Source organism: Pseudomonas sp. W5-36, assembly GCF_046540455.1.
Classification (GTDB): Bacteria; Pseudomonadota; Gammaproteobacteria; order Pseudomonadales; family Pseudomonadaceae; genus Aquipseudomonas; species Aquipseudomonas graminis_B.
The window spans coordinates 13,589-31,129 of the sequence record NZ_JAXCIQ010000018.1; the positions used below are offsets into that span (position 1 = coordinate 13,589).

Annotated in this window: 18 protein-coding genes; 9 read left to right on the plus strand and 9 right to left on the minus strand. The window is 63.0% G+C overall.

From position 1 onward, the window contains the following. The first annotated feature begins 412 nt into the window (after nt 1–412). A complete protein-coding gene (locus tag SLW74_RS22515; protein WP_065988522.1) occupies nt 413–664 on the plus strand; it encodes an Lpp/OprI family alanine-zipper lipoprotein in 252 nt (83 codons plus the stop codon). A 77-nt stretch (nt 665–741) separates the two neighbouring features. On the opposite strand, the gene SLW74_RS22520 is transcribed toward SLW74_RS22515, so the two are convergent. From SLW74_RS22520 to SLW74_RS22535, 4 genes are all read right to left on the minus strand, one after another. Beyond that, nucleotides 742–1,710 carry a L,D-transpeptidase family protein gene (locus SLW74_RS22520; RefSeq protein WP_065988523.1) on the minus strand — a complete coding sequence of 323 codons (969 nt, stop codon included), beginning with the start codon at nt 1,708–1,710 and terminating at the stop codon, nt 742–744. An 83-nt stretch (nt 1,711–1,793) separates the two neighbouring features. Beyond that, nucleotides 1,794–2,090: a hypothetical protein gene (locus tag SLW74_RS22525; protein WP_065988524.1), complete on the minus strand. Its 297-nt coding sequence runs from the start codon at nt 2,088–2,090 to the stop codon at nt 1,794–1,796. Between the two features lie 71 nt (nt 2,091–2,161). Beyond that, nucleotides 2,162–2,626 carry a thiol-disulfide oxidoreductase DCC family protein gene (locus tag SLW74_RS22530; RefSeq protein ID WP_410930179.1) on the minus strand — a complete coding sequence of 155 codons (465 nt, stop codon included), beginning with the start codon at nt 2,624–2,626 and terminating at the stop codon, nt 2,162–2,164. A 119-nt stretch (nt 2,627–2,745) separates the two neighbouring features. Continuing rightward, the gene (locus SLW74_RS22535) at nt 2,746–3,351 is read right to left on the minus strand and encodes an arylesterase (RefSeq protein ID WP_192130214.1); all 606 of its coding nucleotides are present in this window, start codon (nt 3,349–3,351) and stop codon (nt 2,746–2,748) included. A gap of 10 nt (nt 3,352–3,361) precedes the next feature. On the opposite strand from SLW74_RS22535, the gene SLW74_RS22540 reads away from it, so the two are divergent. Together SLW74_RS22540 and SLW74_RS22545 are read left to right on the plus strand one after the other, a co-directional pair. Then, nucleotides 3,362–4,045 (plus strand): ABC transporter ATP-binding protein, encoded by a 684-nt coding sequence (locus tag SLW74_RS22540; RefSeq protein WP_410930180.1) that lies wholly within the window; start codon nt 3,362–3,364, stop codon nt 4,043–4,045. Further along, the gene (locus SLW74_RS22545; protein WP_410930181.1) at nt 4,045–6,558 is read left to right on the plus strand and encodes an ABC transporter permease; all 2,514 of its coding nucleotides are present in this window, start codon (nt 4,045–4,047) and stop codon (nt 6,556–6,558) included. The genes SLW74_RS22540 and SLW74_RS22545 overlap by 1 nt, the downstream gene beginning before the upstream one ends. A gap of 78 nt (nt 6,559–6,636) precedes the next feature. Here SLW74_RS22545 and greB read toward each other — a convergent pair whose 3' ends face one another. Then, the gene (gene greB, locus SLW74_RS22550) at nt 6,637–7,110 is read right to left on the minus strand and encodes a transcription elongation factor GreB (protein WP_065988745.1); all 474 of its coding nucleotides are present in this window, start codon (nt 7,108–7,110) and stop codon (nt 6,637–6,639) included. A 126-nt stretch (nt 7,111–7,236) separates the two neighbouring features. Further along, a complete protein-coding gene (locus SLW74_RS22555; protein ID WP_410930224.1) occupies nt 7,237–8,220 on the minus strand; it encodes a GlxA family transcriptional regulator in 984 nt (327 codons plus the stop codon). Between the two features lie 253 nt (nt 8,221–8,473). Between SLW74_RS22555 and SLW74_RS22560 the strand changes: the two genes are divergently transcribed. The 5 genes from SLW74_RS22560 to SLW74_RS22580 all read left to right on the plus strand — a co-directional run bounded on the left by SLW74_RS22560 (nt 8,474) and on the right by SLW74_RS22580 (nt 13,058). Then, the gene (locus SLW74_RS22560) at nt 8,474–9,652 is read left to right on the plus strand and encodes a GGDEF domain-containing protein (protein WP_192130211.1); all 1,179 of its coding nucleotides are present in this window, start codon (nt 8,474–8,476) and stop codon (nt 9,650–9,652) included. A gap of 24 nt (nt 9,653–9,676) precedes the next feature. Further along, nucleotides 9,677–10,195 carry a GNAT family N-acetyltransferase gene (locus tag SLW74_RS22565; RefSeq protein ID WP_410930182.1) on the plus strand — a complete coding sequence of 173 codons (519 nt, stop codon included), beginning with the start codon at nt 9,677–9,679 and terminating at the stop codon, nt 10,193–10,195. A 499-nt stretch (nt 10,196–10,694) separates the two neighbouring features. After that, entirely contained in the window at nt 10,695–11,048 is a 354-nt protein-coding gene (locus SLW74_RS22570; protein ID WP_065988531.1) for a hypothetical protein, read from the plus strand. A gap of 342 nt (nt 11,049–11,390) precedes the next feature. Beyond that, nucleotides 11,391–11,873, plus strand: a complete 483-nt coding sequence (locus SLW74_RS22575; protein ID WP_410930183.1) for a DUF2938 family protein — start codon at nt 11,391–11,393, stop codon at nt 11,871–11,873. A gap of 123 nt (nt 11,874–11,996) precedes the next feature. After that, complete coding sequence (locus SLW74_RS22580) at nt 11,997–13,058, plus strand: SDR family oxidoreductase (RefSeq protein ID WP_065988533.1); 1,062 nt, start codon at nt 11,997–11,999, stop codon at nt 13,056–13,058. A 94-nt stretch (nt 13,059–13,152) separates the two neighbouring features. Here the strand turns inward: SLW74_RS22580 and SLW74_RS22585 are convergent, their stop codons facing one another. The 3 genes from SLW74_RS22585 to SLW74_RS22595 are packed head-to-tail and all read right to left on the minus strand — an operon-like array spanning nt 13,153 to nt 16,022. After that, entirely contained in the window at nt 13,153–13,362 is a 210-nt protein-coding gene (locus SLW74_RS22585; RefSeq protein ID WP_265386250.1) for a DUF2945 domain-containing protein, read from the minus strand. 25 nt (nt 13,363–13,387) lie between these two features. After that, the gene (locus SLW74_RS22590; protein ID WP_410930184.1) at nt 13,388–15,229 is read right to left on the minus strand and encodes a glycoside hydrolase family 15 protein; all 1,842 of its coding nucleotides are present in this window, start codon (nt 15,227–15,229) and stop codon (nt 13,388–13,390) included. Then, a complete protein-coding gene (locus tag SLW74_RS22595) occupies nt 15,222–16,022 on the minus strand; it encodes a glucose 1-dehydrogenase (protein WP_410930185.1) in 801 nt (266 codons plus the stop codon). Before SLW74_RS22595 ends, SLW74_RS22590 begins: the two co-directional genes overlap by 8 nt. Before the next feature lie 346 nt (nt 16,023–16,368). On the opposite strand from SLW74_RS22595, the gene SLW74_RS22600 reads away from it, so the two are divergent. Continuing rightward, complete coding sequence (locus SLW74_RS22600; RefSeq protein WP_065988536.1) at nt 16,369–17,292, plus strand: LysR family transcriptional regulator; 924 nt, start codon at nt 16,369–16,371, stop codon at nt 17,290–17,292. The last annotated feature ends 249 nt before the right edge of the window (nt 17,293–17,541 follow it).

Consider the following 17,541-nt stretch of genomic DNA (forward strand, 5'->3'; position numbering starts at 1 on the left):
TGTTAATTGCGTTGCCGCGCATCTGACTGCATGCCCCATGGAACCTGTTATCGCCGACGAATGTCCATTGAGACGCCATGCCCGGACTCAAGTCACTTGAGGGCCATTTAAACGGCTCTCAAGGGTGCGCCTGTCACGATAATCGACTATATAAAAATGGTCGCCGATACGTGGATGGTAGTGGGAAATCGCCTGGGCCGGAGTCACCTGACAGACACCTGCGCCCTGGGGCTTTCTGCGTGCGAAGAAAAAGCGTGAGGAGTTCGACGGAACCCGTTCAAACCCAAGAATTTTCTGCAGATGTTGCGCGCGGTCCGTTTACTTACTACAAACAATGAGTAAGATGTACGCCGGTCGTTTTCTCACTCTCGAGAGATGACTAATTTGATAGAAGTCCTTTAAGGGGAACACGATGAACAACGTTCTGAAATTCTCTGCTCTGGCCCTGGCCGCAGTTCTGGCTACCGGTTGCAGCAGCGCATCCAAAGAAACCGAAGCTCGTCTGACTGCAACTGAAGACGCAGCCGCTCGTTCGCAAGCCCGTGCCGATGAAGCCTACCGCAAGGCTGATGAGGCTATGGCTGCTGCTCAAAAAGCTCAGCAAACTGCTGACGAAGCCAACGAGCGCGCTCTGCGTATGTTGGACAAGGCTAGCCGCAAGTAATAATCCCTCGGGATTATTGATAAGCCGACCCGTTAACGGGTCGGCTTTTTTATTGCCCGGCGTTTGGCGTCGCAGCGTTACTGCAGCGTCATTGGCGCGTCGCCCACCACGGGGGCCGGCGTAGTCGGCACGGCAATTTCGACCGGCATGCCGTCTTCGGCAGCCACCACGTCCCGCACTTCGTCCCAATTGATCCGCAGGCTGTTGGCCAGGTCTTCACGCTTGAGCAGTGCGTTGATCACGGCGGTGTGCTTGTCGACCACCGACGGCTTGCCGCTTTCGTCCAGCGGCGTGTGCGCTTCGAGGTAGACCTTGCCGCCGCTGACGCCGAACTTGTACGGCTCGCTCATGATGCGCACGGTGGTGCCCACCGGGACCATGTCCGCCATTTCCAGCACGTTGTTGTTGTACATGCGGAAGCAGCCGTGACTGGTGCGCATGCCGATGCCGAACTTCTTGTTCGAGCCATGGATCAGGTAGCCCGGCAGCCCGAGGCCGAATTTGAACGGGCCCAGGGGGTTGTCCGGCCCGGCCGGGACCACGTTGGGCAGGATATCGCCGTCGGCAGCGTGCTCGGCCTTGACCGACGCAGGCGGCGTCCAGGTCGGATTGGGTGTTTTGGCGGTGACCTTGGTGGTGGAGACCGGCGAACCCCAGCCTTCGCGACCGATACCCAGCGGGAAGGTGTACACCACGTTCCGGCCTTTCGGGTAGTAGTACAAACGGTACTCGGCGAGGTTGATGACGATGCCTTCCCGAGGACCCGGCGGCAGGATGAAACGCGTCGGCAGCACCACCTGGGTGCCTGCGCCCGGCAGCCAGGCATCGACGCCCGGGTTGGCGGCGATCATTTCCAGGTAACCCAGGTCGTAGCGCGTGGCCAGGTCGGCGAAAGTGTCTTCGTACTTGGCGGTCACGGTCTGCACCTGGCCGATGATGTCCTCACCGGGCGGCGGCAACGGAAACTCCAGGGCGGAGACGGGGCCGGCCGCGCACAGCGCAGCGAGCGACAGACAGCGGGCGAAAGCTGGAATGCGCGACAACATCCGGAGAATCCTTGGTAAACGGAAGGCTTGATTGTGCGCGATTGTACACGCACCCCTGCGCGTCCGGGAGTGTTCGCGTGGCCTTAAACGCCGGCTTCCAGTTCCGGCCAGATCGGGTGCCAGCCGCGCCGTTGCGCGTCGATGATCGCCCGGCACAGCGGGCACAGGCGCTCGTCCTGATAAACCGTCTGCTGCACTTCCGACCAGCGCGGCTGCGCCGGCAACAAGGTGCCGCACAACGTGCGGTCGGCGGAGCCTGCCAGTTCGAGCTGGCGAGCGACCAGATGCACAAGGATTTCCTGGCACGCGAACAGGTCGAGCTGTTCGTCAGGCTCGATCAGTTGATAGGCATAAAGGGACCAGGCAGGACGGCGCGGCATTGGGGGCTCCAGAGCGGGGGCGCCACATTAGCCGAAAGCCCCCGTCCGGAAAAGGCCTGCAGGCCTTTAAATCAGCGGTTTTGGTCTGAGGGCCTGGAAACCGTACAACTGCCGTCGCGGCATCGGCGGCTGCCATCCGGATGAGGTAACCACGCCAGCTGGGGACGAAAGCGGCAGAACAACCGATAACCGAGGTTCAACAGCGGTCTCAACGGCCGCCATGACAGTGGCGCAGCCCAGGCGCCAAGCCCGGCTGCGCGCCAGCTCCAGAGCGTCGCATCCAGGCCCGTGACCCAGGTGCCATCGTCGAAACGGGCATGCAAAACAGACTGCATCTGCTCATGGGTGAATCCAAGAGCCGGTGCAACAAAGCCCTCTTCGCTCATGTCGACGAACAGCAGTCGCGCGGTTGTTGCGTCTGCGCCTGCCTCTGCGTTCGCGCAAGCGTGGGAACGCAGGAGTTTGATCTCCCGCGCGCAAAGCGGGCAGTCACCGTCGAAGTACAGCGTGAGTGGCCACGGCTCTTTCTTGTACATCTTTTGGGTCCTGTATAGGTTTGGGCCACCATAGGCGCAAACCTTCGTGCTGGCAATGAGCGGTCCCTCGCACCCGATGTTTGACCCCATCGCCGAACGCCTGATGTCTGCAGCCGCGACTAAAGCAAGGGTTTAAGGACCGGCCAGACGTTATCCAGCAAGTACGGCTGAGCCGGAACATTGGGGTGAATGCCGTCTTGCTGGGTCATGTCAGGCCGGCCGCCAACCCCTTCCAGCATGAACGGCACCAGAGGCACATTGGTCTCCTCAGCGACTTTCGGGTACACCGCCGCGAAGGCCGTGGTGTAGCGCTCACCGTAGTTAGGCGGGATTTTCATGCCCAGCAGCAGCACCTTGGCCCCCGCCGCCTTGGACTGCTCAACCATGTCGGTAAGGTTTTGTTGCAATTGCGCCGGCGGTTGCCCGCGCAGGCCGTCATTACCGCCCAGTTCGAGGATCACCAGATCCGGTTTGTGCTCGGCAAGCAGCGACGGCAGCCGCGCCTGGCCTCCTGCGCTGGTGTCGCCGCTGACCGACGCATTGACCACTTTTTCCTTGAAGCCTTCCTTCGCCAGACGCTGTTCCAGCAGACTGACCCAACCCAACCGGGTATCCAGGCCGAAAGCCGCGCTGATACTATCGCCAACGATCAGCACCGTGCCTGCCATCGCGCCTTGTGATACCAGCAGCAAACCCAGGCCAGCACTTAAAAACCACGCACGCATCGGATTCTCCATGAGCGAAAGTATTCTCAGTGCTCGGAACCTCAGCAAAGTGGTCCCAAGCACCGAAGGTGACTTGACCATCCTGCACGAACTCTCCCTGGAACTAAACAAGGGCGACACGCTGGCCATCGTCGGCGCGTCGGGCTCGGGCAAATCCACCCTCCTCGGCCTGCTGGCCGGTCTCGACCTGCCCAGCGCCGGTTCCGTAGTCCTGTCGGGGCGCAACCTCAGCGAGCTGGATGAAGATCAGCGCGCCCGGGTTCGCGCCGAACACGTGGGCTTTGTCTTCCAGTCCTTCCAGTTGCTCGACAGCCTGAACGCGCTGGAAAACGTCATGCTGCCCATGGAGCTTGAGGGCCGCAAAGACGCCCGCGATCAGGCCCGGCATCTGCTGGAGCGGGTCGGCCTGGGTCAGCGCCTGACCCACACACCACGGCAGCTGTCGGGCGGCGAGCAGCAACGGGTCGCCATCGCCCGTGCATTTGCCGCCGACCCGGACGTGCTGTTCGCCGATGAGCCCACCGGCAACCTGGACAGCTACACCGGCGAGCGCATCAGCGATCTGCTGTTCGAGCTGAACCAGGAGCGCAACACGACGCTGGTGCTGGTCACCCACGATGAGCGCCTGGCCCACCGTTGCCGGCGCCTGATCCGTCTGGAGGGTGGCCGACTGGTCGCCCCAATGGAGCCTTGATGGCACGCCTGCCTTTCTCACGCCTGCTCAGCCTCGCGGCGCGCCAGCTCATGCGCGATGCCCGCGCCGGCGAGCTGCGCGTGCTGTTCTTCGCACTGGTGGTGGCGGTTGCCGCCAGCACCGCCATCGGCTATTTCGGCGCACGCCTCAACAGCGCCATGCTGCTGCGAGCGACGGAGTTTCTCGGTGCTGACCTGATCCTCGGCGGCTCCACGCCGGCGACACCTGCGCAGATCGATGCCGGCAACGCGCTGAAGCTGGATCACTCGCAGATCGTGATTTTCTCCAGCGTGGTGGCCACCGATAACGGCATCCAGCTGGCCAGCGTCAAGGCCGTCGATGGGGCGTACCCGTTGCGCGGCGAGCTGAAAAGCGCGCCTGCCCCCTACGAAGCGGAAACCGTTGGTGGTGAGCCCCAAGCCGGCGAAGCCTGGGCGGAAGCGCGGATCCTGGTGGCGCTCAACTTGAAAGTGGGCGACAGCATCGACGTCGGTTCCAAGACCTTGAAGCTGACCCGGGTGCTGACCTACGAGCCCGACCGCGCCGGCAACTTCTACAGCCTGACGCCCCGGGTGATGATCAACATGGCCGACCTTGAGGCCACCAAGGTCGTGCAGCCCGGCAGCCGCGTCAGTTATCGAGATCTGTGGCGCGGCACGCCCAAGGACCTCGCGGCTTACCGCAAGGCCGTCGAACCCGGGTTGGCGCCGAATCAGAAAATCGACGACGCCCGTGATGGCAATCAACAGATCGGCGGCGCGCTGGGCAAGGCCGAGCGTTACCTGAACATGGCCAGTCTGGTCGCGGTGCTGCTGGCCGGCGTGGCGGTGGCCTTGTCGGCGGCGCGTTTCGCGGCACGGCGTTTCGATGCCAGTGCGCTGCTGCGTTGCCTGGGCCTGTCGCGCAATGAAGCACTGGTGCTGTTCGGTTTGCAGCTGGCCATGCTCGGCGTTGCGGCCAGTGCGGCAGGCGCCCTGCTCGGCTGGTTTGCCCAACTGGGCCTGTTTCATCTGCTGGAGAGCCTGCTGCCCGCCGCCGTGCCGCCGGGTGGCTGGCTGCCGGCAGTCGCCGGTATCGGCACCGGGCTCGTCGCCCTGGCCGGCTTTGCACTGCCGCCGCTGGCAGCGTTGGGTCGCGTGCCACCGCTGCGGGTATTGCGTCGGGACATGCTGCCGATCCCGGCCAGCACGTGGCTGGTCTATGGCGCGGCGCTGTTCGCGCTGGGCCTGATCATGTGGCGCTTGAGTCTGGACCTGGTGCTGACGTTCGCCCTGCTCGGCGGCGGTCTGATCGCGGCGCTGGTGCTCGGCGGTGTATTGCTGCTGGCCCTGAAAAGCCTGCGCCGCTTGCTGGCCGGGGCCTCGCTGCCGTGGCGCCTGGGTCTGGGTCAGCTGTTGCGCCACCCCATGGCCGCCGCCGGCCAGTCCCTGGCGTTCGGGCTGATTCTGCTGTCGATGGGACTGATTGCGCTGCTGCGCGGCGAGCTGCTCGACACCTGGCAGAACCAGCTGCCCAAGGATGCGCCGAACTACTTCGCGCTGAATATCCTGCCCAACGACAAGGATAATTTCGCTGAACGCATGGGCCGCCTGTCGACCCACAGCGCGCCGCTGTACCCGATGATTCCAGGGCGCCTGATGACCATCAATGGCGAGCCGGTGAGCAAGTTCGTCACCAAGGACTCCCGTGGCGAAAACGCCACCCAGCGCGACCTCAACCTGACGTGGGCGGCCACGATGCCGGAAGGCAACAGCATCACCGCCGGCCAGTGGTGGGCGAGCGATCAGCCGCCTGCGGAGGGCGTGGTCCCCGGCGTGTCGGTGGAAACCAAACTGGCCAACAGCCTGAACATGAAACTGGGCGACACCCTCGGTTTCGTGATCGGCGGTCTGACCCGCGAGGTCAAGGTCACCAGCCTGCGCGACATCAACTGGGACACCTTTCAGCCAAACTTCTTCATGATCTTCCAGCCCGGCACCCTCAAGGACGTGCCGGCCACGTACCTGACCAGTTTCTATCTGGCGCCGGGCAATGATCAGCAGATCGTCGAGCTGTCCCGGGCCTTCCCGGCCGTGACGATCCTGCAGGTGGAAGCGTTGCTGGAGCAGCTGCGCAGCATTCTCGATCAGGTGACGATGGCGGTGCAGTACGTGCTGCTGTTCGTGCTGGCGGCGGGGATGGCGGTGTTGTTCTCCGGCTTGCAGGCGACGCTCGATGAGCGGATTCGACAGGGCGCTCTGCTGCGGGCGCTGGGCGCCAACCGCGCGTTGCTGATCAAGGCCCGGCGCATCGAGTTCGGTCTGCTCGGGGCGGTCAGCGGTGTGCTGGCGGCGATTGGCTGTGAACTGGTGAGCTTTGCCCTCTACCGCTATGCCTTCAACCTGCAGTGGCACCCCCACGTCTGGCTGCTGGTGCTACCACTGATCGGCGCCTTGCTGGTCGGCGGCGCAGGCGTGTTCGGCACGCGGCGCGCGCTGAACGCCAGTCCCCTGCAAGTGCTGCGCGAGGGTTAGCGGCGGAATCTGACGGTGGTCGGCAATGCCCCGCCACCGTCTGTTCAAGAAGCCAGACCGGCCAGCGCAACGCTGCGGCTAGTTCAGGTATTCGATTTTAGTGATCCACCATTGCTTGCTGCCGGACGGAACCGGCACCGAGACTTCATCGTCGACTTGTTTCTTCAGCAGCGCCCGGGCCATAGGCGAATCGATGGAGATGTAATCCATACGGCCGTAGATCTCGTCATAACCGACGATGCGGAAACGCTTGCTCTCGCCCTCCTCGTCCTCGACCTCGACCCACGCGCCGAAGAACACCCGGCCTTCCTGCTCCGGCGAATAGGCAACCACGCGCATGTCTTCCAGACGTTTGCGCAGGTAGCGCACCCGCCGGTCGATCTCGCGCAGCAGCTTCTTGTTGTACTGATAATCGGCGTTCTCGCTGCGATCCCCCAGGGAAGCGGCCCACGCCACTTTTTGCGTGATGTCAGGGCGGTGCTCGCGCCAGAGGTAGTCGAGCTCTTTCTTGAGGGCGGCATGGCCCTCGACGGTGATTATTTTGGTGCTGATTTCACTCATTGACGCTGTCTCTGTGCTGCCAGGCCTGGGTCCGGCAGTGCTGGTCTGTGCCTGCCTGTCCTTGTCAGAACGAAGCCTACAGGGTTGGGCTGACGGGCGGGTAAATCAAGGCGGCACTCATTTGACCAGACGCTTTTCTTTGGAGGGCCGATAGCCGAAGTAGGCGCTGTAGCATTTGCTGAAATGGCTCGGCGAGACAAACCCGCAGGCCACCAGCACCTCCACCTGGGTCAACTCGGTGTGCTGCAGCAGGCGCCGGGCCTCGGTGATGCGCAATTCCAGGTAATAGCGTTGCGGGGTGGTGCCCAACTGCTCCTGAAAGAGCCGCTCGATCTGTCGCCGCGAACGCCCGGCGTACGCCGCCAGTTGCTCAAGCTCCAAGGGTTCTTCCAGGTTGGCGTCCATCAACTTGACCACTTCCTTGAGCGGTGCGCTGACCGTCATGTGCCGGCTTGGCTTGATCCGCCGATAGCGCGACTCCTCGAAAGACAGAATGTCCTCGATGCCTTCGATCAGGGCCTTGTCGTGCAGGGTCTTGATCCATTCCAGCGCCATGTGAAACGCCCCCGCCGGGCTGGCGGCGGTGAGGCGATCGCGGTCGATGACGAAGGCTTCGCTGGTCACCTCACTGACTTTGCAGATCTCCGCCAGGGCGGCGCGGTGCTCGGGGTGAATCGCGCACCGGTAGCCGTCGAGCAGGCCGGCTGCGCCGAGGAACCAGGCGCCATTCCACAGCCCGGCGAGGGTAATGCCATGCTCGGCAGCCGTGGTCAGCAGGTGGGACATTCGCTCATCGGCCTTTAGCCCGGCGCGATAACCGCCACAGACCACCAGCAGGTCGAGGTCCTTCAGCGCCGAGACGTCGAGCCGCGCGTCGGGCCGAATGACGAGCCCCAGATCACTGATCACTTCGCCCTCGTGCAAGCCGAATGTCTGCGAGGTGAACAGTTCGGGGCGCAGAAGGTTGGCCGTGACGAATGTGTCCAGAGCCTGGGTGAAAGCCGGCAACGAGAAGTGTTCGAGCAGCAGGAAGCCGGTTCGGGTCTGGGCCGAGGGGGCATGCTTGTTCTCATCCACGTAGCGAAGATTCTTGCCCTTCATGCCCCCGCTGAATTCTCGCCGCTCGATCACTGCCGCCTCGCTTTTGCGTCCTGCCCGGGGTGCCGATGGTCGCACCCGTTCGCTCCCCAGGGAGAATTCCTTGATCAACGACGGCCGGGTCTGCGCCATTCTAGCGGAACGGCGCCGGCGTTAAAGTTTTGTCGAGGTGGCCGATACACATCGGCCTGCGAAAAAAAGCCTGCCAGGGCTGACATTCGCCCAACCACCCCCCTCCTTACCCACCAGGCTGCTTATGGCGCTCGACCCGACCACCCTGCTGACGATCACCATCGCCCTCGCTGCGGCGGCAGCGCTGTACCTGGCCGTGGAATGGCAGACGGTGCGGGGGCCTTCGTTGCTGTTCTGGAGCGCAGGATTCGCCACCATTTCGGTGGGCTCCACCCTGGCATTGCTGCGCAGCAGCGGCATTCTGGTGATTGGCATCTGGTTCGCCAACGGCTTGCTGGTCACCGCCCACTGGCTCTTCCTGCTGGGCGTTGCGCGGTTTACCGAAGCCCGGCTGTCCAAGGCCTGGTACCTGATCTTCGTCCTGTGGCTCGGGCTGTTGCTGCTGCCGGACCAGCCGTGGTGGTCAAAGGTGATGCTGGCCGCCAACTCGCTGTTGATCTCGCTGCTCATGGTCAAGGCCAGCGGGCTGCTGCGCCCCCACGGCAAGTCCCTGAGCGTCGGCGCGGTGCAGTTGCGCTATGTGCTGCTGGTCCACGGCCTGTTCTATTTTTCCAAGGCAGTCACAGCGGTGGTACCTGGCACGCTGATCGATCTGGCGGCCTTTCGTGGCGAGATCATCCAGATTTCGCTGGTCGAAGGGACGATGGCGGTGATGCTGATCGCCCTGTCGATGACCGGCTCGGAGCGTCATCGCCGGGAAAAACGCATGGCCCGGCTGGCGGCGCGGGATCCGCTGACGGCGCTTTACAACCGCCGCGCGCTGGAAATGCGCGGGCAGCGTCTGCTGGAAAGTGTCTCGCAGGCTCGACCGGCAGCGCTGCTGCTGATGGACGTCGACAATTTCAAACTGGTCAACGACCTCTATGGCCACAGCGCCGGCGACCGGCTGCTGGTCGCGCTCAGCGACATCATCCGTGCGGCCTTGCCCCAGGGGTCGCTGGCAGCGCGCCTGGGCGGTGACGAATTCGTGGTGTTGCTCAGTGACACGTCCAGCGAGCACTTGCTGGCCGTAGGGAGCACGCTGCGTGAGGCCTTTCACGCGACGGCCTCGGCAACCTTTTCCACGCCCCAGCCCGTGACGTTGAGCATCGGCGCCAGCCTGTTCAGCCAACCGCCGCCCAACCTGGCGGCGTTGATCGAGCGCAGCGATGCGGCCTTGTATGAATCGAAACGGGGTGGACGCAACCGCATTCAGCTGGTAGATCAGAGCGTCAACGGCAGCGATCCGCTGCCAACACAGTGAAGGCTCAGCGAAGGAACACCGGCCATGCCCATGAGCAGCCCTCATCTGATCTACCGCGCCCCTGACCCTGATGATCTTGCCCGCCTGTTCGCCATCTACAGCGACCCGCAGACACAACTGTTCAACCCTTCGGGGCCCATGACTGATGAGGCCCAGGCAGCCGCCATGCTTGAGGGGTGGATCGAGCACTGGCAGGCCCACGGCTTCGGCTGGTGGGCGATTGCGCGCAAGGATGCGCCCGAACACATCATCGGCTTCGGCGGCATCGGGCTTCATGATTTTATGGGCGAGCAGCGGGTCAATCTGGGCTATCGGTTTGCCGTTGAGGCGTGGGGACGGGGGTTTGCCACGGAGATGGGCCTGGCCGCGCTGGAGCACGGATTTTCGACGCTGAGGCTGGATGAGGTGCTGGGTTACGTGCGGCCGACCCACGCTGCATCTATCCGCGTGCTGGAGAAAATCGGCATGCAACGCTGCGGCGAGCTCGATGACGTGCCCGGCCAGGCCCCAAGCCTGATGTTCAGAGCCGTTGCGGCGCGGTGAGGGGCGGCGAGGTTCAGTGAGAGGTCTGCAGTCCGCAACTGGCGTCGAGCTCATCCCAGGGGTGCGCGGATTCGCGGGCATAGCCGCACGTCGGCAAATGCACAAACGTCGCTTCCCGTTCTGCTTCGCTCTGCCGGGCCTTGCAGGTCCTGCACAACACAGTGTGGTCATTTAGCCGCCAGTGGCTGTTCCACCGGACGAGATCGTCGGTCACCATCTTACTTCCCCTCACCCTCACATACGTAACCAGTTGATTCAACTTGTCGCCGGAGGTTTCGCCCGCCAAGCCGCTGGCTGATCGGCGGTCGTTGTTTTTTGCGGGTTCGGCGCAAGGATGGTATGCCTCGCGAGGCAAAACCCGAGGCCCAGGCCTGCGCCACGGGTCGTTTAGAGTTCGACCCGGGTTTACGCAACCTTTACCGATCCTAGACGTGGGTTTACACGGATCCGGTGTTTCATACGTCCATGGCGAACCCACTCTTTCGCCAAAGGAGACACCATGATGTCCAAGATGACCCAAGCCCTGATCCTGTCCGGTCTGCTCGCCAGCGCCGGTGCGGCGTCCGCCAGCGAACGCAACGTGATTGTGCCCGTCATCGCCGGAGCCGCCGTGGGTGCCGTACTGGCCGCGGTGATCAGTCAGTCCAGCCACGACCGACACGATCGCTATCAGGATTACCGCCCGCAACCGCGCTACGCGCCGCGTTATCAGCCGCAGTACCAGCAGGTTGTCTATGTGCCAGTGCGTGAGCGAGTCGAATATCGTCGCTTCGCGCCACCGCCGCCCCGTGGCTACTACGACGGCGGATACCGCAGAGGTTTTGACCACGGTCCGGGCAATGACCGCTGGTAAGCGCTTGAGCGGCCGTTAATGTGGGACCGGCTTTAGCCGGGAAGGCGTCAGATGTCACACTGCAAATCTCACGGTGTTAATGCGGGCCTCTTCCCGGCTGAAGCCGGTCCCACTAAGGGAATTGCGTGCAGTCAATGGGACTGGCTGCGAACCTGAATGTGGGACCGGCTTTAGCCGGGAAGGCCTCGGATGTCACACTGCAGATCTCACGGTGTTCATGCAGGCCTCTTCCCGATTGAAGCCGGTCCCACCAAGGCGTCGCGTTCAGTCAACCGGCGCGCTTTCTCTGACAAAACTGCTAACGTTTCCGCCCATCACTCGCCCATCGACACAGGGACGGACATGTTCGAATTCATTTACCTGACAATTCTCATCGGCATGGGCGGCACCGCGCTGCTGGATCTCTGGGCGTTGTTGCTGAAAGCGGTGCTGGGTTTGCCGACCCCGCCCTGGCACCTCGTCGGGCGCTGGTTTGCCGGGATGCCCAAGGGACAGTTCGTGCACCGCAATGGCATCGGTATTTCCCCTCCCGTCCCCAATGAACTGGCGATTGGCTGGTTTATGCATTACACCGTCGGCGTGCTGTTCGCCGCCGCGCTGTTATTCATCTGGGGCGTGCAATGGGCGCATGGGCCGACCTTCCTGCCGGCCCTGATCGTCGGACTGGTCACCGTCGGCGCCGGCTGGTTCATCCTGCAGCCCGGCATGGGTGTCGGGGTCGCCTGCAACAAGGCACCGCAGCCGACCGTGGCGCGGCTGCAAAACGTGGTCGGGCACATAATCTTTGCCATCGGCATGTATGGCGCGGCGCGACTGGTCGGGTGATCAAGCGCGGTATGAGGTCGCACCCGGCCAATCGCGGTGAACCTATCGACGCCGCTGCCGTTCTGAAACCTGAGGGCTGCATGATTATGAAGCCCGTTCCACTCGATCAATCAGGAGACCCCCATGACTCAAACGGCCTTGGTCGTCGGCGCCAGCGGCATCGTCGGCAGCGCAACCACTCAACTGTTGCTCGATAACGGTTGGCAGGTGGCCGCCCTTTCCCGCCGTCCCTCGCAAACGCCGGGCGTGATCCCCGTCGCAGCGGATCTGCAAGACCCGGCATCGGTCAAGCAGGCCCTCGCGGACCTCAAACCGAGCCACGTCTTCCTTACCACTTGGTCGCGTCAGGCGACCGAAGCCGAAAACATTCGCGTCAACGCGGCCATGGTGCGTAACGTGCTGGACGCCCTGAGCCCGGCGAAGAGCGTCAAACATGTCGCGCTGGTCACCGGACTGAAGCATTACCTTGGCCCGTTCGAAGCCTACGGCAAAGGCACCCTGCCGCAGACCCCGTTCCGCGAGTCCCAGGGTCGGCTGGACATCGAAAACTTTTACTACGCTCAGGAAGATGAAGTCTTTGCCGCCGCCAAACGCGATGGTTTTACCTGGAGCGTGCACCGTCCGCACACCGTCACCGGCGTTGCGGTGGGCAATGCGATGAACATGGCGACCACCCTCGCAGTGTATGCGTCGATCTGCAAAGCGACCGGCCGCCCGTTCGTGTTCCCCGGCTCCCGCATGCAGTGGGACAGCCTCACCGACATGACCGACGCCCGGCAACTGGCCAAACAGCAACTGTGGGCGGCGACCACGCCCGCTGCGGCGGACCAGGCATTTAACATCACCAACGGCGACGTGTTTCGCTGGAAGTGGATGTGGGGCCAGATCGCCGAGTACTTCGGTGTGCACCCTGCCGAATTCCCGGAGAAGGTTTCCCCACTGGAAGAGCAGATGGCAAACGATCAGGCCGCATGGGACGAACTGGTCCGCACTCACGGTCTGAAAGAAGCCGACATCACGCGCCTCATTTCGCCATGGCACACCGATGCCGACCTCGGCCGCCCGATCGAAGTGGTGACCGACATGTCGAAAAGCCGAGCATTGGGCTTTAACGCGTTTCAAGCCAGCGATCAGGCGTTCTTTGACGTGTTCGATACGTTGCGGGCACAGCGTCTGATTCCGTAACGGCACCGATCACCGCCACAAAAAAACGCAGCGATGATGACCATCATCGCTGCGTTTTCGTATCCGGATCCCCTCGACAGCGAAGAGGCGAAGCTCACGCCTTTTCCAGCGCGTCCTCCTTGTGCATCGCCAGGTGGCCGGTCTTGTCACTCTTGACCTCGTACTGCGGCGCATCGGGTGAGGCATGGCGATGACGGCCCATGAACTCCACCTCCTTAGTGTGCACCTTGGTCACTTTGCCGACGACGTGCCCGGCTTCGGAATTCCAGCGCACGTGGTCACCGACCTTGAATGCATGAGCCATTGATTTTCTCCTTTAATGCCGGAAGTCAGGGCTGCCAGAGGGTCTGGCTGCCTTCGAGTTTGCGGTCCAGAAAACTCGCCGCACTGATCAGCGCGAGGTGGCTGAGGGCTTGCGGCGTGTTGCCCAGATGGTGGCCGTGGGCGTCGAACTCCTCGGCGTACAGACCCAGCGGGTTGGCGTAGCGCAGCAGTTGTTCAAACTCAAGATGCGCCTGCTCCACCCGCCCGGCGCGGGCCAGGCACTCGACGTACCAGAACGAACAGGCCACGAACGCGCCTTCCTCACCTTCAAGGCCATCCTGGTGGTCATCGTCATTGCGATAGCGGAAGACCATGCCGTCGCGCACCAGCGTCCGTTCGATAGCCTCCAGGGTTTTCAGCCACTTGGGATCGCTGGCACCGACGAAGCGCACCAGCGGCATCAGCAGCATCGACGCGTCGAGGTTTTTGCTGCCCTTGTGCTGGACGAAATGACCCAGGTCGGCGTCCCAGAAGTTGTCCCAGATGTCGTCATGGATGGCCTGGCGCGCCTTGTCCCAGCGATCGAAGGGTGCCGGCAGCGAACGTTTCAGCGACAGGCGAAGCGCGCGGTCCAGGGCGACCCAGCACATCAGCCGCGAATGCAGGAAATGCTGGTCGTCGCCACGCATCTCCCAGATCCCGACGTCCTTGCTGTTCCAGGTTTCGCACAACTCGTTCACCAGCCGGGTAACGTGCTTCCAGCCCTCGTGGGAAATGGCCTCACCGTATTTGTTGGCCAGGTACACCGCGTCAAGCAGCTCGCCATAGATGTCCAGTTGCGTCTGCTTGTAGGCCTCGTTGCCGATGCGCACCGGCGACGCACCGCCGTAGCCGCTGAGGTGATCCAGCTCTTCTTCGGGCAATTCTTCGCGGCCGTCCAGGGCGTAGAGAATGCCGAGCTTGTTGGCGTCCTCGCAGCAATCGCCCATGCGGTCGCGGACCCAGTGCATGAAAGCGTTGGCCTCCTCGGTATACCCCAAGCGCATGAAGGCGTAGACGGTGAACGACGCGTCGCGGATCCAGGTGTAGCGGTAATCCCAGTTGCGCTCGCCGCCCTCTTCTTCCGGCAGGCCGAAGGTCGCCGCAGCGACGATACTGCCATGCTTGCGCGAGGTCAGCAGCTTGAGCGCCAGGGCCGAGCGGTTGACCATTTCACGCCAGCGACCGCGGTAGTTGGAGTGCCGGCTCCAGTGCTGCCAGTAGTTGACGGTGTTTTTCAGATCGCAATCGCAATTGGTCGCTTTGACCAGCGGATCGTCGGCACCGCCGAGCATGAACTCGACCACATCGCCCTGCTTCATCTCGAACTCTGCCACTGCGGCCTGGCCTTCGAGCATCAATCCGGTGGTCGCCGCCAGACGCATGGCAGGCTGGCCTTCGGCCTCAAAACGAATGTCCTCACCGTCCATCTGCGCGGTGGTGTCAGCCCGGCTGTAGTCATGGCGCACCCGGCAGAGCATGCGCACCGCGGCCTGGCCATGACGAACATGAATGCGGCGGATCAGGCGCGGCAGGCTGTCTACTTCGGACGCAATGGGCATCAGGTCAGTGACCTCGACGACCGCGTCCTTGGCGATCCAGCGTGTCATCAGCACGTTGGTTTGCGGCAGATACAGCTGCTGGCGACGGGCATCCGGCAAGATCGGCGCCAGCTGGAAAATCCCTGCGTCAGGGGTGTCCAGCAGCGCGGTGAAAATACTCGGGCTGTCGAAATCGGGCCAGCAGCAGAAGTCGATGCTGCCGGTGTCGGCCACCAGCGCGGCGCTGCGCATGTCACCGATAATTCCGTGGTCTTCGATGGCGTTCTGGGGCTCTTGTTCATCGGGGATCGGAGAGTGTTCAGCCATTGTTGCGGAACTCCGGGTAGAGGCTCATGCCACCGTCGATGAACAGCGTCGTGCCATGCACATAGTCGGACGCATCCGACGCCAGCCAGACAACGGCATTGGCGACATCATCGGCCTCGCCCACGCGACCGTAGGGGATCAGCTCCAGCAGTTTCTTCTCGGCGTCGCCACTGGTGGCCTTGGTGTTGATGGCCGTGCGAATCGCCCCAGGCGCAACGCTGTTGACGCGGATGCGCTGCTCGCCGACCTCTTGCGCAATGCTGCGCATCAACAGATCGACGCCGCCCTTAGAGGCGGCGTAGTTGACGTGGCCGGCCCAGGGGATGACCTGATGCACCGAACTCATGTGGATGATCTTGCCCCGGGCGCGGGACACCTCGGGGCGGATGTCCTGTTTGGCGAACTGCCGCACCGCAGCGCGGGCGCAGAGGAACTGGCCGGTGAGGTTAACGTTGATGACGGTGTTCCAGTCTTCGAGGGTCAGGTCGGCGAAGGCGGCATCCTTCTGCAGCCCGGAATTGGCGACGAGGATGTCCAGGCGGCCGAACGCCTTGAGGGTCTCGGCGAACAGCTTCTCCACGTCCTGCTCGTTGGACACGTCGGCGCCTATGGCGATGGCCTGGCCGCCGGCGTCGATGATTTCTTGCGCAAGCTTCTGCGCGGGTTCGGGCTGCGAGTGGTAGTTGACGACCACTGCCGCGCCTGTCGCTGCGAGCCCTCTGGCCGCGCCAGCACCCAGTCCGGAACTGGCGCCAGTGACAAGGGCGACCTGGCCTTTCAAGGAAATCTGCATGGAATGTGGAGCCTCATGGTGAGCGTTTTAATGCTGACTCATGGGGTTCTGCTGAAGTTCATCGGGATCAGTACGCCCGTGGCGAAAACCCAGGAGCGGCCGGTATTGGCAGACAGGGCCTCGACGGTCACGCCGCAAAATCGAGGATGCGCACGCTGGCCTCTTCCCGGCTGAAGCCGGTCCTACAATTCGCGGTCCAGCCGGGCCCACTGAACGTACGCATCCACCGGTAGGACTGGCTTCAGCCAAGAAGGCTGGACGCCGAACGACCGCGCTCCATAAACTGCGTCCATCTGTCGCAGACCTCTACAGCAGGGTGAAGAATGTCGGGTAACGGGGACGATGTATGAATCGCAATGAGCTGCGCAAGGCCGACATCAACCTGATGGTGGTGTTCGAAACCTTGATGCAAGAGCGTAACGTGACCCGCGCCGCCGAGAAGCTGTTCCTCGGCCAACCCACCATCAGCGCTGCCCTCAACCGCCTGCGTGCGCTGTTCAACGATCCCTTGTTCATTCGCGTCGGGCACCGCATGGAACCCACGGCGCGGGCCAACGAGATCATCAGTCACCTGTCGCCGGCGCTGGACGCCATGTCCGTGGCCCTGAGCCTCACGCGGGAATTCGATCCGGCCAGCAGCGACATGACCTTCCGCATCGGGCTGTCCGATGACGTCGAATACAGCCTGTTGCCGCCGATGCTGCGCGCGATCCGTGAAGAAGCGCCGGGCATCGTGCTGGTGATCAAGCAGGTCAATTTCTGGAATGTTTCGGAGCTGCTCATGTCCGGCGACATCACCGTCGGCGTCTGCCTGACCCGTGAGCTGCCGGCCAATGCCAAGCGAAAAATGCTGCGCATCATGCGGCCGATGGTGGTGCGGGCCGATTCTTCGCCCGAGCCAATCACCCTGGATGAATACTGCACCCGGCCCCACGTCGTGGTTTCACACGTGGCGAACATTTCAAGCTTTGCGGATGAGTGGCTGGCGGCGATCGGGCGCAAGCGCACCGCCGTGTTGTCGGTGCCGCAATACAGCACGTTGCCGGCGTTGATGGAGGGGACGGATCTGCTGTGCAACTTGCCGGATCACCTGACCCGTGCCATGGCCCGGACCGGTCTGCGCGGTGAGCCGCTGCCGTTCGTGACGCCGAATCTGGAGCTGTCGATGGTCTGGCTCAGCGTCATGGACACCGACCCCGCCGAACGCTGGCTGCGCAAGCGGCTGGAGGCGTTCATGGGGGATTCAAGCGCTACCAGCTCTGCGCGGTAGCCCCTGACCCCTTCCCGGCTAAAGCCGGTCCCACAAAACACCCCGCGATCAACTGTAGGACCGGCTTCAGCCGGGAAGACGCCGGTTAATACACCACCAAATTTCCGGTGTAGCGGCCGACGCCTTCCCGGCTAAAGCCAGTCCTACGATGCGCGCGTGACTTAGTGGGACCGGCTTCAGCCGGGAAAGCGTCAGCGGTGACAGCACAAAATGATGGCGTTCACACCATTCTCTTCCCGGCTAAAGCCG